This is a genomic window from Synechococcus sp. RS9909 (genome assembly GCF_014279595.1).
GTDB lineage: Bacteria > Cyanobacteriota > Cyanobacteriia > PCC-6307 > Cyanobiaceae > Synechococcus_C.
This window is the reverse complement of record NZ_CP047943.1, coordinates 2,272,251-2,286,013: the sequence shown is the minus strand read 5'-3', so window position 1 is coordinate 2,286,013 and position 13,763 is coordinate 2,272,251. Positions and strand designations below refer to the sequence as shown.

At 64.8% G+C, this 13,763-nt stretch carries 14 protein-coding genes; 7 read left to right on the top strand and 7 right to left on the bottom strand.

Annotated elements, in window-relative coordinates; all coding sequences use genetic code 11:
• Positions 1 to 6: 6 nt before the first annotated feature.
• Positions 7 to 699, top strand: a complete 693-nt coding sequence (locus SynRS9909_RS12140; RefSeq protein WP_240307748.1) for a dihydrofolate reductase family protein — start codon at positions 7 to 9, stop codon at positions 697 to 699.
• Here SynRS9909_RS12140 and SynRS9909_RS12135 read toward each other — a convergent pair.
• Entirely contained in the window at positions 669 to 1,181 is a 513-nt protein-coding gene (locus SynRS9909_RS12135) for a hypothetical protein (RefSeq protein WP_007101448.1), read from the bottom strand. The two genes, SynRS9909_RS12140 and SynRS9909_RS12135, sit on opposite strands and share 31 nt — an antisense overlap.
• A gap of 24 nt (positions 1,182 to 1,205) precedes the next feature.
• Between SynRS9909_RS12135 and SynRS9909_RS12130 the strand changes: the two genes are divergently transcribed.
• The gene (locus SynRS9909_RS12130) at positions 1,206 to 2,402 is read left to right on the top strand and encodes a GNAT family N-acetyltransferase (RefSeq protein ID WP_050752618.1); all 1,197 of its coding nucleotides are present in this window, start codon (positions 1,206 to 1,208) and stop codon (positions 2,400 to 2,402) included.
• A 33-nt stretch (positions 2,403 to 2,435) separates the two neighbouring features.
• Positions 2,436 to 2,831 (top strand): DUF4346 domain-containing protein, encoded by a 396-nt coding sequence (locus tag SynRS9909_RS12125; RefSeq protein WP_007101450.1) that lies wholly within the window; start codon positions 2,436 to 2,438, stop codon positions 2,829 to 2,831.
• A 1-nt stretch (position 2,832) separates the two neighbouring features.
• Here SynRS9909_RS12125 and SynRS9909_RS12120 read toward each other — a convergent pair whose 3' ends face one another.
• Positions 2,833 to 4,407, bottom strand: a complete 1,575-nt coding sequence (locus SynRS9909_RS12120; RefSeq protein ID WP_007101451.1) for a B12-binding domain-containing radical SAM protein — start codon at positions 4,405 to 4,407, stop codon at positions 2,833 to 2,835.
• Positions 4,408 to 4,597: 190 nt separating this feature from the next.
• Between SynRS9909_RS12120 and SynRS9909_RS12115 the strand changes: the two genes are divergently transcribed.
• A complete protein-coding gene (locus SynRS9909_RS12115) occupies positions 4,598 to 4,690 on the top strand; it encodes a hypothetical protein (RefSeq protein WP_007101452.1) in 93 nt (30 codons plus the stop codon).
• Here SynRS9909_RS12115 and SynRS9909_RS12110 read toward each other — a convergent pair.
• Together SynRS9909_RS12110 and rimO are read right to left on the bottom strand one after the other, a co-directional pair.
• Complete coding sequence (locus SynRS9909_RS12110; RefSeq protein WP_007101453.1) at positions 4,677 to 5,915, bottom strand: MFS transporter; 1,239 nt, start codon at positions 5,913 to 5,915, stop codon at positions 4,677 to 4,679. The two genes, SynRS9909_RS12115 and SynRS9909_RS12110, sit on opposite strands and share 14 nt — an antisense overlap.
• The gene (gene rimO / locus SynRS9909_RS12105; RefSeq protein ID WP_007101454.1) at positions 5,912 to 7,288 is read right to left on the bottom strand and encodes a 30S ribosomal protein S12 methylthiotransferase RimO; all 1,377 of its coding nucleotides are present in this window, start codon (positions 7,286 to 7,288) and stop codon (positions 5,912 to 5,914) included. Before rimO ends, SynRS9909_RS12110 begins: the two co-directional genes overlap by 4 nt.
• 100 nt (positions 7,289 to 7,388) lie before the next feature.
• Here rimO and SynRS9909_RS12100 point away from each other — a divergent pair, with 100 nt between their 5' ends.
• The gene (locus SynRS9909_RS12100; protein ID WP_007101455.1) at positions 7,389 to 8,330 is read left to right on the top strand and encodes a vitamin K epoxide reductase family protein; all 942 of its coding nucleotides are present in this window, start codon (positions 7,389 to 7,391) and stop codon (positions 8,328 to 8,330) included.
• 15 nt (positions 8,331 to 8,345) lie between these two features.
• On the opposite strand, the gene nadB is transcribed toward SynRS9909_RS12100, so the two are convergent.
• From nadB to SynRS9909_RS12085, 3 genes are all read right to left on the bottom strand, one after another.
• Positions 8,346 to 10,028, bottom strand: a complete 1,683-nt coding sequence (gene nadB, locus SynRS9909_RS12095) for an L-aspartate oxidase (RefSeq protein ID WP_007101456.1) — start codon at positions 10,026 to 10,028, stop codon at positions 8,346 to 8,348.
• A gap of 81 nt (positions 10,029 to 10,109) precedes the next feature.
• Entirely contained in the window at positions 10,110 to 10,487 is a 378-nt protein-coding gene (gene psbU / locus SynRS9909_RS12090) for a photosystem II complex extrinsic protein PsbU (protein ID WP_007101457.1), read from the bottom strand.
• A 112-nt stretch (positions 10,488 to 10,599) separates the two neighbouring features.
• Positions 10,600 to 11,358: a DUF3120 domain-containing protein gene (locus SynRS9909_RS12085; RefSeq protein ID WP_007101458.1), complete on the bottom strand. Its 759-nt coding sequence runs from the start codon at positions 11,356 to 11,358 to the stop codon at positions 10,600 to 10,602.
• Between the two features lie 111 nt (positions 11,359 to 11,469).
• Here SynRS9909_RS12085 and SynRS9909_RS12080 point away from each other — a divergent pair, with 111 nt between their 5' ends.
• Both SynRS9909_RS12080 and SynRS9909_RS12075 read left to right on the top strand, forming a co-directional pair.
• Complete coding sequence (locus SynRS9909_RS12080; RefSeq protein ID WP_007101459.1) at positions 11,470 to 12,330, top strand: undecaprenyl-diphosphate phosphatase; 861 nt, start codon at positions 11,470 to 11,472, stop codon at positions 12,328 to 12,330.
• Positions 12,331 to 12,349: 19 nt separating this feature from the next.
• The gene (locus tag SynRS9909_RS12075; protein WP_038001054.1) at positions 12,350 to 13,747 is read left to right on the top strand and encodes a TIGR03279 family radical SAM protein; all 1,398 of its coding nucleotides are present in this window, start codon (positions 12,350 to 12,352) and stop codon (positions 13,745 to 13,747) included.
• Positions 13,748 to 13,763 lie beyond the last annotated feature (16 nt).

Genomic DNA, 13,763 nt, shown 5'->3' with positions numbered 1-13,763 from the left:
TCGCCCTTGGCCAGACTCTCTGCTGGTCCTTTGCCCCAGGTGCGCCTGGTGCTGGCGATCAGTCTGGATGGACGGCTGGCACCGCCGGCTGGCGGTGCCGCCCAACTGGGTGGAGCCGGTGATCGCCGGGTTCTTGAAGAGGCTTTGGCCTGGGCGGATGGGGCCCTGATCGGAGGCGGAACCCTCCGAGCGCATCACTCCACCTGCTTGATCCGCAATCCGCAGCTGCGCGAGCAGCGGATGCAGCAGGGACGGCCCGCCCAGCCGACCGCTCTGGTGGTGTCGCAAGCCGATGCCTTTCCCCAGCATTGGCCTTTTTTTGGCCAGCCGATCCGCCGCCTGTTGCTGTCGCCCGCCAAGGACGGGGCGATCCCCAGCGGCTTTGATGGGCGGTTGCCGTTGGCTGAACGCTGGCCGGGCACGCTGCAGACCCTGGCTCAGCGGGGCTTGTCCCGTTTGTTGTTGCTGGGCGGGGCGCGGCTCTGTGCCGGATTGCTGCAGGACGATGCGGTGGATGGACTGCAGTTGACCCTCACCCCTCGGCTGCTGGGGGGAGAGCACTGTTGGCTGCCGGCCGACACCCTTGGGCTGCCGGCCGACCTCGGCTCATCCGCGGCCTGGGGGTTGGAGGCGGTTGAGCGTCTGGAGGGCGATGAACTGATGCTGCGTTATCGACGCCAGCGTTCCACCAGGGTCTGAAGCGGCAGCTCCTGCAGGCTCGATTCCGACAATCCGAGCATCGAGGCGATGCAGCGTTTGATCACCACTTCCGCATCGTCGCCCACTCTCCCGGCCACCAGTTCACTGATCACGCCCAGCTCCCGTCCCGTGCGGCTGGTTTCCCGAATCAAGCAGACACTCACCGGGCGGGCCAACGAACGGCAGGGCTGCTCCACCAGCCGGTTCAGCTCCGGTTCCAGACTCTCCCCCGCCTGTTGACTCACCAGTTTCCGGCACTCTTCGGCCAGGCGTGATTCGATCCGCGGTCGCATCATCTGCAGGATCGGTGAGAGCAGCCCTGCCCTGGCCGGAGCCAAGGCGAGCTGAGCGCCAGCCAGGCTCAAGCCGGCCGCCAGGACCCAGCGCCAGGGGGAGGATCGAGCGATCACGGCGGACGGCGGCAGGGTCTTGATTCTGCTCGCTGCGCTGTCGCTTTGCTCCAGGGTTGTGGTTAGGGTCACGCCGCCCCTTTGCTCCAGGCGGCGATGGCCTCTCTGTCGGCCCGATGGCACCGGTCTTTGCAGGAGATTCCCGAAGCCGACTGGGAGCGGCTGGTCGGAGAGGACGCCATCCCCTTCTACCGTTGGCGCTGGCTCACGGCCCTGGAGGCCTCCGGAAGCATCGCGGCGGATCAGGGCTGGCAGCCGCTTCATCTCGCCCTGCGTCGCGACGACGACACCCTGGTGGCCGTGGCACCCCTCTATCTCAAGGGGCACAGCTATGGCGAGTTCGTGTTTGACCAAGCCTTTGCCCGCCTCGCCGCCGACCTGGGCTTGCGCTACTACCCCAAGCTCGTGGGCATGAGTCCGGTGAGCCCGGTGCAGGGGTATCGCTTCCATGTGGCGCCAGGCGAAGACGCCGGTGCACTGACGGCTCTGATGTTGCGCCTGATCGATGACTTCGCTGTGCGCAACGGCATCCTCAGCTGCAACTTCCTTTACGTGGATCCGGCATGGCAACCCCTGGCCGAGGCGGCCGGCTGTGCCTGCTGGCTCAATCAGCAGAGTCTCTGGTCTGCCCAGGGTCAGGAGCAGTTCGCCGACTATCTGGCCGGCTTCAACGCCAACCAGCGGCGCAACATCAAACGGGAGCGCCAGGCGGTGCGAAAGGCGGGGATCAGCGTGACGCCCCTCACGGGTGCGGCGCTGACCCCTGCACTGCTTGAGGCCATGCATGGCTTTTATGCCCAGCACTGTGCCCGCTGGGGTCCGTGGGGCAGCAAATATCTCGAGGCTTCCTTCTTCGATGCACTCGTCGATCCGGAGCTGAGCGCGCACGTGGTGCTGTTCAGTGCCCATCGCGGCGATCCTCACGATCCCGTGGCGATGTCGCTTTGCCTTCAGGATCAGCAGCAGTTGTGGGGCCGTTACTGGGGCACCCGGGAAGAGATCGATTGTCTGCACTTCGAGGTCTGTTATTACGCGCCGATCGCCTGGGCTCTGGAACGGGGGCTGCAACGGTTTGACCCCGGTGCCGGCGGCAGCCACAAACGGCGTCGGGGCTTTGTTGCCAGGCCTCTGGCGAGCCTGCACCGCTGGTATGACGATCGTATGGATGGTCTGATTCGTGCCTGGCTGCCGCGGGCGAACGGATTGCTGCTGGAGGAGATCGAGGCCATCAATGCGGAGCTGCCGTTCCGCGCCGAGACGCCGGCGTTGGGGCTCTCGGCTGCTGATTTGTAGGGTGACGGCATGGCAGATAGCAGTTCCCCTTCATTGGTGACCTCAGCGGCAACGGCGGCCCAGGCGCTGCAGGCCCTGGATGACCAGCTCTCCCAGCGCTTCATTGCCCTGGATCCCGCCGGATATTTCCTGATCCGTGTCGACGCTGCTGCCGCTGAGCTCGTTGTGGAGCATTACCGCAATGATGTCGACGCGAAGGGTCGCGCCACCGATCCCGAAACCGGGGAAGTGTTGGCCTGCCGTGGTGGCGGACCGCGCGAGGCTGCCCGCATCTATCGGGCCAAAACCGCCAAAGCGCTGGGGATTCAGCTCACCGAGGCGGAGGGGCCGTTGCCGATCTCCCAACTCGATCACGCCCTGTATCTCGGGCGTGAGCTTCAGAAAGCCGAGCAAGCCATGCTGCAGGGCACGCCCTACATCCAGGATTAATTCAGGCCGTCTGCAATTCCCTGGAGCTGCTTGGTTCTTCCGGGGGCAGAGACTCCAGTTGTTCGCGAATCTCTTGCTGCACGATCGAGCGATATTCGAGGAAGTGTTCGTTGTGGGCGAGCACCACGAGAAACTGCTCCAGCAGGGCTGGATTCTGGCGGGCCATGCCGAACATGTAACGCCAGAAGCGCCAACGGGTGCTGCGTTGGATGCCCTGGCGCCAGATCACAATCGAGAGGGCGCGCAGATCAGTCCAGGTGGGAAGTTTGGCGGTGCCTTTCCAACGCGGCGCGCCCATTTTGAGGTAATAGGAATAGACGCGATCCATGTAGGCGTTCGGCTCATAGAGCGCGCAGAACGCCTCCACATATTCATTGGCGATGTCGCGGATCGGCCGCGTGGGCTTGAAATTGAGCAGATTGGTCTGGTTGACCCCCTTGGCGGCGGCCTTGTCTTGAATCAGGCGACCTTCTTTCTCGAGACGATGCCAGAGGGCGGTGTTGGGCAGGGCCTGCAACATGCCCATCATCGCCGCCGGAATGCCGGTGCGAGTGACAAAGTCCACGATGCGACGCCCTGCACCTGACTGTTCACCGTCGAACCCGATGATGAACCCTGCCATCACCCGGATCCCATTGGCGGTGATGCGGTCAACCGCTGCATCCAGCGGATTGCGAGTGTTCTGCACCTTGCGAGCTGTTTCCAGACTCGATTCGTCCGGGGTTTCGATGCCCAGGAACACGCTTTCAAAGCGTGCTTCGTGCATCATCCGCATCATCTCCTCATCATCGGCGAGATCCACCGAAGCTTCGGTCGCGAAACTGAAGGGATAGCCCCGCTCCTCCTGCCAGGCTTTGATCTGGGGCAGGAGCAACTTGGCGTTGCGCTTGTTGCCAATGAAGTTGTCGTCGACCAGGAAGATCGAGCGGCGCCACCCCAGGTCGTAAAGACTCTGCAGTTCGGCGATCAGCTGTTCGGGGGTTTTGGTGCGGGGCTTGCGGCCATACAGCACGATGATGTCGCAGAACTCGCAGTTGAACGGGCAACCGCGCGAGAACTGCACGCTCATGGAGTCATAGGCGTCCAGTTCGAGCAGGTCGAAGCGGGGGATGGGGGTGGAGGTCACATCCGGCTTATCGCCTTCGGCGCTGAAGCGGCCACTGCGATCACCCCGCTGAATCGCCTCCACAAACATCGGCAGGGTGATCTCACCCTCATCCAGAACCTTGAAATCAGCGTCGGCAATCTCGGGGGCATCGGGGGTGGAGCTGGCGTAGGGGCCGCCTACAGCCACCGGCAGTCCGCGTCGCTTCGCTTCGGCGATCTGGCACTGCATGTCGTCCTTCTGGACGATCATCCCGGAGATCACCACCAGCTCCGCCCACGACCATTCCGCTTCGGTGACCTCGCGCACGTTGCGGTCGACCAGCTTCATCTCCCACTCCTGGGGCAGCAGGGCTGCCACGGTCACCAGGCCCAGGGGCGGCAGAAGGACCTTCCTGTTCACCAGTTCGAGAATTTTCTCGTAGCTCCAGAAGGTCTTCGGGAACTGGGGGTAAACGAACAGCGTGCGCATGGGAAGCGTCGTGGCAGTAGCGGGCGAGACAGAGCTGGTGTAGAGAAACGTGGGTTGAGCGAAACGTGACCGCCGATCCCTGGCGCGAGTTCCGTCGCCCTTGCGACGGTGAATGGCCACAACCTTAGGGGGTTTGTCCGCAACGTTGGCTTTGTGTCTGGTCTAATAGATAGGTCTTGCAAGCACAGCCGTGGGCGTCGTCATCTATCTGGGTCTGGTTGGTGCCGGTCTGGTTGCCGCAGCCACCATCAGTGGTGTGCTGCGGGGCATCAAGCTGATCTGAACGCATCGGTTTCCTCCAGCACGACCCGACCGCGCCTGGCAATTTCCATGCCGGCTAACACCAGGCCGATGGCTCCTGTGATGGCAAAGGTGCTTCTGAGGCCGAGGGTTTGGGTCAGGCCGGCGGCAATGATGCCGCTCAGGCCGCCGCCGCCAAGGAAAGCGATCTGACTCAATCCAGCCATCCGCCCTCGCATCACCTGGGGGGAGCCCACCTGGGTGATCAGGTTGGCGCTGCTGAGCAGTCCGGCCGTGCCGCCACCGATCAGGAAGGCCATCAGCAACGCCGTGCGTTGCGACGCTTCCTGGGCCATGCCCAGTTGGGCGACAGCCGTGATCAGGGCGAAGCAGCCCAGGGTGAGGCAAGGGCGATGGCAGAAACGATGACTGTTGCGTTGCAACACCACCCCCCCCAGGATGCTGCCGGCGGCTAGCACGCTCGTGAAAAGTCCCAGGTCCAGGGGGTCTGGCCCGATGGTGTCGGCGGCGATCAAGGGGGCAAGGCCGGGGTGGAAGAAGCCCACCAGACAGATCAGGGCCGTGAAGCGCAGCACATGGCGCAGGGTGATGCCGCAATCACGCCAGGCATGCAGCAGGGAGGATCGGGCGCGGTTGACGCTGCGCTGCTCCTGGTCGCGATTCGGTTGCAGCAGCCAGATCACACTGGCAATTGGCAAGAGGTAGGTGAGGGCATCGAGGCTGAGGGCTGTGGCGGGTCCCGTCAGGGCCACCAGCCAACCCCCCAGAGGGGGGCCCACCAGCTTGCCCACGTTGAAGATCACGGAAAAGCTCGTCAGGTAGGGAGCCAACTGGGAGGGCTCATCCACCAGCAGGGCGCAGTATTTGTTTCGGGCGGTGAGTTCGTAGGCGCTGGCGATCCCCACCAGCAGGGTGCTGGCCAGCAGCACCGCCACCTGGGCGGCGCCATCGAGCAGGGGAATGGAGAGGGCCCCGAGCAGGCCGGCTCCCAGCAGGGCCCACTGGGCCTGAATCAGCACGGTTTCGCAGCCAATCCGGTCGGTGCGCACACCGGCCGGACCGCTCACCAGCAGGGTGGGCAGGGAGAGGGCGGCGAAGTGGAGGGCCAGCAGCATGGGATTGGCCGTGCCATCCATGAGGATCCACCCCTTGGCGGTGAGACCCGCGAACGACCCGGCGGTGCTCAGGCCCGACGCGAGCAGAAAGATGTTGCGTTGCTGTGGATGCCAGCGACTTGAACCGCTCACAGGTTGGTGCGTGCTGCCGCCACCATCGCGGCGGCGCCCACCAGATGGCCGCTGAGGTCGTAGACATCGCCGCCGGTGATCTGCACCGGCACCATCGTTCCCGGACCCGCCTGGAGGTTGTTGGCGCCCGGTTGCACCAGCACTTCGCCATCCACCTCGGGGGCAAAGCGGGCGCAACGACCGATCATCGCGCCACTGGATGGGTTGTGCTGCTCAATCAGCACGTCCACGGTCCGTCCTACCCAGGCGTTGTTCCTGGCGGCGGAGATCGGTTGCTGCAGCATCATCAGGCGATCCTTCCGGGCGACCGCCACCTCGGCCTCGACCCGGCCCGGCAGTGTCGCCGCCGCAGTGCCGTCCTCCGGGGAGAAGGTGAACACGCCCACATGGTCAAAGCGCTGACGTTCGAGGAACGTGGCGAGGTGTTCAAAGTGGGCCTCCGTTTCACCGGGAAATCCCACGATCAGCGTGGTCCGCAGCACGGCATCGGGGAGTTGGTCGCGGATCTGATCGAGAAGCCGTTCGTTCACATCCGCCTGCCAGGGACGATTCATCGCTCGCAGCACGTCGGGATGGCTGTGTTGCAGGGGAAGGTCGAGATAGGGCAGCACATTGCTCACGTCGCGATAGGCGGCCAGCACCTCAGGCGTGAGGCCGGTGGGATAGGCGTAATGGACGCGAACCCAGGGGATCTCCACCTCGCCGAGGGCATGCAGGAGGTCGGCCAGGCGCGGCTTGCCGTAGAGATCGAGGCCGTAGTTGGTGGTGATCTGGCTGATCAGGATCAGCTCCTTCACCCCCTGGGCCGCCAGCTGGTGAGCTTCCGCCACGATCGATTCGATCGGTCTGGAGCGTTGATTGCCGCGCAGGTGGGGAATGATGCAGAAGGCGCAGCGGTAGTCGCAACCCTCCGCCACCTTGAGGTAGGCCACCGCTTCGCCGCTGGTGCGATGTCGGGGCAGATGTTCATTGGCCACAAAGGTGGGCACCGGGCTCACCTGGTTGACGCGCTCGCCGGCCTCGACCCGTTGCAGCACGTCCACGATGTGCTGGTAATCGCCAGTGCCCACGATCGCCTTGGCTTCCGGCAGTGACTCCAGCAGTTCCTCCTGGAAATGCTGGGCCAGGCAGCCGGCAATGATCAGTTCCTTGCCCTGCTCGGCGAGGCCCACCAGGGTGCGCACCGATTCTTCGCGGGCGTCCTGGATGAAGCTGCAGGTGTTCACCACCACCACGGAGGCGTCCTGCTCATCGCTGCTGACGCCGTAGCCGGCCTGCTCGAGCAGGCCGAGCATGTGCTCGGTGTCCACCCGGTTCTTCTCGCAGCCCAGATGGGCAAAGGCCACGGTGGGCCTCCTGCGCTGCTGAACCATGGGTTGCGCGGCAATACTTCACCTTACGGGGTGTCTGCGATGGCCATGCTGCAGAAAGAGCGGCCGTCGCAGCGATAATCACGGCATTCGCGCTGTGTTCATGGCCACCACCCGCCTCACCAGTCGCCGCCGGCAGGACTCCGGATCGAAATGGGTGCGCATCGCCATGGCCGTTCTGGCCACGGTGGGGGTGATCGATACGGGCTCGATCACCTTGAAGCGGTGGGGGCTGCTCGGGTCCCTCAGCTGCCCCGGCGGCGCCGAGGGCTGCGACAAGGTGCTCAACAGCGCCTGGGGAACGATCGCCCGAGGGGATGGCTTCAGCATCCCCCTGTCCTTTGTGGGACTGCTGGCCTATCTGGCCGTGCTGGTGATGGCGATTCTTCCCCTGCTCCCGGGGTTGGCGGAGAACAAAACCGATCTGTCCCGCCGCACCTGGTGGGGTCTCTTCACGGTGGCGACGGGCATGGCCGTGTTCAGCCTCGTGCTTGTGGGGCTGATGGTCTTCAAGATCCAGGCCTTCTGTTTCTTCTGCGTGCTCTCGGCCCTGATCTCGCTGACGCTGCTCGTGCTGGCCGTGGCGGGAGGGGGCTGGGAGGATCCGGCGCCGCTGCTGTTTCGGGGCGTCTTGCTGGCGCTGGCCGTTCTGTTGGGCGGTCTGATCTGGGCCTCGGTGGTGGATCCCGACCGTCCGGGTGCACCGGTCACCGGTCCGGGCGCACCGCCTGCGGTTACCACCGCCAGCAATGCCTCCACCCTCGCTCTTGCCGAACACCTCACCGCCTCTGGTGCGGTGATGTATTCCGCCTATTGGTGCCCCCATTGCCATGAACAGAAGGAGCTCTTCGGCAAGGAAGCCACCGAACAACTCAAGGTTGTGGAATGTGCGCCGGATGGCCAGAACAGCCAAACCAAGCTCTGCCAGCAGAAGGGCATCGAGGGATTTCCCACCTGGGAGATCAACGGCAAGCTGGATTCAGGCGTGAAGCCTCTGAAATCCCTGGCCAAGCTCTCCGATTACAAAGGACCGTCCGACTTCTGATCGCTTGCGGTGGCTTCAGCGGTTGATGGGGCGGGTGCTGATCGCCTGGCCCCATTGCTGTCTGGAGTGGCACTGCCATTGGGGCATTGGCCAGGGGGCGTCGTTGCGGTAGTGACCGCCGCGACTCTCTCGGCGGAACAGGCAGGCTTCGAACAGCAGGGCGCTGGCCCGGAGTCGATGTTGCAGATCGAGCAGCAGATTCAATTCGCGCCGACTGCGTTCCTCTAGATGATGCTGCGCGTGCACCGCCTGGGTCTCCACCAACTGCACCGGTGCTTGGGCTTCAAGGCGCGTCAGCTCCGAACGGGCCAGCCGCAGGGCTTGGTCCATGGCGCGGGCATCCCGATCGACGCCGGCCACCTGCCAGCAGCGTTGCCGCCAGATCTCGATGCTGGCGATCATGGTGTCGACGCTCAGTTCGCTGCGGTGCTCCAGCGCCCTTGCGTCTGAGCTTGGGGTGCCTGGGCCGGAGAGGGCAACGGCCGGCGACCTTTCCGGCAGTGCGATCTGCCCCAGCTGCCGGGCGAACACGAGGCATTCCATCAGGGAGTTGCTGGCCAGGCGATTGGCGCCGTGGAGGCCGGTGCAGGCCACTTCTCCCACGGCGAACAGACCCGGCAGGTTGGTGGCGGCCTGCAGATCCGTGGCTACGCCCCCCATCCAGTAGTGGGCGGCAGGCGCCACCGGGATCGGCTCCTTCAGGGGGTGGAGGCCGAAACTCTGGCAGCGCTCCAGGATCGTGGGGAAGCGTTGGCGCGCCCGCTCCTGCGGAATCGGGGTCAGATCCAGCCCCATGTGGTCGCTGCCCTGCTCCTGCATGGCGCGCACCAGGGCGCGACTGACCTGATCGCGTGGCGCAAGGTTGCCACCGGCGAGCTGGGCTACCGGGTTGCCGCCTCTGGCATCCACCAGCACGGCCCCCTCACCCCGCACAGCTTCGGAGATCAGAAAGCAGGGGGCGCCGCTCAGCCTCAGGGCCGTGGGATGGAATTGCACGAACTCCAGATCCTCCACCGCCGCACCGGCCCGCCAGGCCAGGGCCACCCCCTCACCACAGGCCTGGGTGGGATTGGTGGTGTTGGCATACAGGTGGCCACCGCCGCCGGTGGCCAGCACCACGGCCCGGGCTCCGATCCAGCGCAGGGTCGGGCCATCGAGCACCTGCACACCGCAACAGCGGCCTCGGTCCACCCAGAGGCGTGTGACCCTCACACCGCGGCGGTGCAGCAGCCCGTCCCGCTGTTCAACGCGCTCCCGCAGCACGTCCACCAGGGCCCTGCCGGTGCGGTCTTGCACATGCAGCACACGATGGTGGCTATGGGCCGCCTCCAGGGTGGTGGCGAGGCTGCCATTGCTGTTGCGATCGAAGGCCATGCCCAGCTCTTGCAGGCGTGTGACGCAGTTGGGTGCGGCTTCCACCAGCAGGTTGACCGCGTCCTGATCGCAGAGGCCGGCACCAGCGCGCATGGTGTCGCTGGCATGGCTGGCGGCCGTGTCGTTGGGGCGTGTCACGGCGGCGATGCCCCCCTGGGCCCAGCGACTGGAGGAACGGCGCCCGGTGTTGCGGTTCAGCAGCAGGATGCGCAGGCCCGCCGGCAGCTCCAGACAGGTCATCAGCCCGGCGGCGCCGGCACCGACGACAATCACATCCCAGGGGCCCGGAGGAATCGGTTCATTCCATGGCTGCTGCGGTGTCATGACATCAACCAAAAAACCGCCGGGTGCTCCGGCGGTTCGGAATGAGACGCATCCTGATGGACCGCGAGCTCAGAAAGGGATTCAGCGGTACTGACCGTCGTTGATGCGGTCGAAGCCTTCATTGAGTGCAATCGACGGTGCGGTCACCACAAAATTGTCGCGGTACTTCTCAAACAGCTCCTTCTGGCGCTCGGTGAGATCGAGATTGAGCACGTCATCGACGCTGTTGTAGGGCCCACCAAGCACGATCTTGCCAGCCAGGGTCGGGTACATCCCAGGGAACTGCTGAAAACGGCGCACCGAGGAATTGTTCAGATCAACCTTGTCACCCCGTTCGGCGATTTTGTCGTCGGCAACGTTGCGCAGGTCATCCGCATACACAGCGGCGGGAGAGAGCAGGCCCAGCACCAGGCCGGCCATCAGCATCACACCAGTCAGCCAGGAGACCAGCCGCTTCATCGGAATACTCCGTCAGGGATCGGAACGAGACTGCCGGCAGTGCCGGTGAGCAAACCTTACAAGTGCGTCCCAACCAATCTCCGCCGCGAGGCAGCAGCTTTTGCAGTTCGTTTCAGATCAGGCCGCTCAGGCTCGGCTGAAGGGTGGCCGACAGGAGAAATAACCCGTCGATCACCAGCGTGGTGACCAACACGGCGGCGGCCACGGTCCAGCTCGGATCGCCGCTGCCATCGCTGACACCGCGCTGGCGCAGCGCCTGGGCCAGGCCGAGGATCAGTGCGGCGAAGGCCGCCAGAATGGCGATGGAGCCTGGCTGCTGCAGGCTGATTGCCGCTTCATGCAACAGCGGCTGAGCCTGATCGAGCGGCGCGTTCAGCACCTGGGGCCAAAGCCGCATCACTCCCGTGAGGGCCATCGCCAGGTCGGTGAGTGCCGTGCCCAGCAGGGAGGAGAGATAGAAGGCGCAGCCGAGGCGCCAGCGACTGTTGAGCCCCGCGAGAGCCAGGGGCAGGGCCATCGCTTCCACCGGTAGATGCCAGGCCGGATGCACGCGCAACCAGCCCCAGAACACCGTGCCAGCCAGCCAGCTACCGCTGAAGCCGAGCAGGAGTCCGCCGGCACGGGAGCGGGAGGGCTCCTGCTGAACCCCCAGGCTGATCGCCACCGCCAGCAGAACCAGGGTGAAAGCGCCGGCGCTGAAAGGGTGCAGGCGTACCCAGGGAGCCTGCAGAAAGACCGGTAACACCACAAGCGCAGCGGCCCAGCGCCCGGCCTGACTGGGGGCTGTGAGCCTTGGAAGCGTCAGAACCAGGTTCTGATCGTTGAGCGCATCGGGGCTGACAGCAGCCGTTCTGATCAGGCCGCTCGACAACCGACCGCCTCCGGATGTGAAGAAAGAAGTGAAACCTTAGAAGATGTCTCCGTGCCAACGCTGGTGCCCTGAGGCATTGGGACATAGCGTTCCAGAGCTTTTCAGCCTCCGATGACCGACGTTGCCACCGCGCCTGGGCTCCTGGAGGCCTGTTGGCGCAACCTTGTGCTCGGTGTGGTGCAGGGGCTGACGGAATTTCTGCCGATCAGCAGCACCGCCCATCTCAAGATCGTGCCGGTGCTGGCCGGTTGGGGGGATCCCGGCGTGTCGGTGACCGCCGTGATCCAGCTGGGCAGCATCGTGGCGGTGATCGCCTATTTCCGTCGCGATCTGCAGGAGGTGCTGCAGGGCATCAGCCATGCGATCGGGCGGGGGCAGTGGCGGGAGCCGGAAGCCCGCCTCGGCCTCGCCATGGCCATCGGCACGGTGCCGATCCTGATCGCCGGTCTGGCGATCAAGTTGTTCTGGCCGGGCTATGAAACCTCGCCGCTTCGCAGTGTTCCCGCCATCGCTGTGGTGTCGATTGTGATGGCCTTGCTGCTCTCCCTGGCCGAGACCATCGGCCCACGGTTGAAGCAGCTCACCCAGGTGGAGGGGCGTGATGGTCTTGTGGTGGGTCTGGCCCAGGTGCTAGCGCTCGTTCCCGGTGTGTCCCGCTCCGGCAGCACGCTCACCGCCTCTCTGCTTGATGGCTGGCAGCGTCAGGATGCAGCCCGCTTCTCCTTTCTGCTCGGGATTCCTGCCATCACCATCGCCGGTCTGGTGGAGTTGAAGGGTGCCTTCTCTGAGCCCAGCGGCGGCGGGGTGTTGCCCCTGCTGGTTGGCATCGTTGCGGCGGCGATCGTGTCCTGGCTGGCGATCGACTGGTTGATCAAATACCTCCAGCGGCACAGCACCTGGATCTTTGTGATCTACCGGTTGCTCTTCGGGGTGCTGCTGCTCGTCTGGTGGTCCGGCTCCGCATCAAACTGAAACCATCTGCTGCAACGGCGTGTGGAATGAGCCCACCGCAGGGGTCGCCTCGTCGGCTCTGCGTCCCGACTCGGCATCGCGACAACCCGCCCCGGCGGTGGTGGCCGCGGTGGAGCCCGGCTCGATCGGGGAGCAGTTGGGCTTTGAGCCCGGTGATCAGCTCCTCAGCATCAACGGCATCCGTCCTCGCGATCTGATTGATTACCGGTATCTGATCGTGGAGGAAGATCTGCACCTGGAAGTGCGCGATGCGGCGGGGGGTCACCACGCCGTCGACCTCGAGAAGGAGGCCGATGACGGCCTGGGCCTGCAGTTCACCGAAGCGTTGTTCGATGGTCTGCGCCAATGCAACAACCACTGCCCCTTCTGCTTTATCGATCAGCAGCCGCCAGGGCATCGCAGCAGCCTTTACCTCAAAGACGACGACTATCGCCTCAGCTTTCTCTACGGCTCTTATCTCACCCTCACCAATCTCACCGATGCCGACTGGCAGCGCATTGAGAGCCAGCGCCTCTCGCCGCTGTTTGTGTCGGTGCATGCCACCGATCCGCAGTTGCGCAGCCGACTTCTGGAGAACCCCCGCGCGGCCGTGCTCATGGACCAACTGCGTTGGTTCGCGGAGCGAGATCTGCAGATCCATGCCCAGGTGGTGGTCTGCCCGGGGTTGAACGATGGCGAAGCTCTGGATCGCACCTTGAAGGATCTGGCGCAGTTTGCCGCTGGCGACTGGCCCGCCGTGCTTTCGGCGGCCGTGGTGCCCGTGGGGCTCACCCGGTTTCGGCCGGCTGGTGATGGCCTCGTGCCGGTGGATCCAGCCCAGGCCAGCCTTGTGATCGCCCAGGTGGAGCGCTGGCAGAACCGTTTCCAGGAGCGTCTCGGCAGTCGCTTCGCCTGGCTGTCGGATGAGTGGTATCTGATCGCTGGACTGCCCTTGCCTCCGCGGGACGCCTATGAAGATCTCCCCCAGCAGGAAAACGGTGTCGGCAGCATCCGCGCCTTCCTGGAAGCGCTCGATCAGGCCAGCCTCGAACTGCCGGAGCGCGCTGTGCGGCCCCTGCGCAGCAGTTGGGTGGTGGGGCGATTGGTGGAACAGGCGCTCGCTCCGGTAACAGCGCGCCTCAATGCGGTGGATGGGGTGTCGCTCCGCCTCTATGGCTTGCCCAGTCCCTACTGGGGCCAGGATCAGGTGGTCACCGGCCTGCTCACGGGGGAGGATCTGATCAGCGGTCTGGCTGGCTGCGATCTCGGCGATCAGCTGCTGCTGCCGTCGGTGATGTTGCGCCAGGGAGAGCCGGTGTTCCTGGATGACATGACGCTCGAAGCCCTCGAGGCGGCCTTGCCCGTTTCGATTCGAATCGTGCATGGAGCAGCTGACATCGTGGCCGCCGCTCTCGGAGACACGGACAAAAGCCACTAAGCTCCGGCCAGATTAT

What these genes read in the sequence shown, in the direction of transcription:
- SynRS9909_RS12130 (WP_050752618.1), top strand. Translation starts at nt 1,206, where the DNA reads ATGGCCTCTCTGTCGGCCCGATGGCACCGGTCTTTGCAGGAGATTCCC.
- SynRS9909_RS12120 (WP_007101451.1), bottom strand. Translation starts at nt 4,407, where the DNA reads ATGCGCACGCTGTTCGTTTACCCCCAGTTCCCGAAGACCTTCTGGAGC.
- rimO (WP_007101454.1), bottom strand. Translation starts at nt 7,288, where the DNA reads ATGGTTCAGCAGCGCAGGAGGCCCACCGTGGCCTTTGCCCATCTGGGC.
- SynRS9909_RS12100 (WP_007101455.1), top strand. Translation starts at nt 7,389, where the DNA reads ATGGCCACCACCCGCCTCACCAGTCGCCGCCGGCAGGACTCCGGATCG.
- nadB (WP_007101456.1), bottom strand. Translation starts at nt 10,028, where the DNA reads ATGACACCGCAGCAGCCATGGAATGAACCGATTCCTCCGGGCCCCTGG.
- psbU (WP_007101457.1), bottom strand. Translation starts at nt 10,487, where the DNA reads ATGAAGCGGCTGGTCTCCTGGCTGACTGGTGTGATGCTGATGGCCGGC.
- SynRS9909_RS12080 (WP_007101459.1), top strand. Translation starts at nt 11,470, where the DNA reads ATGACCGACGTTGCCACCGCGCCTGGGCTCCTGGAGGCCTGTTGGCGC.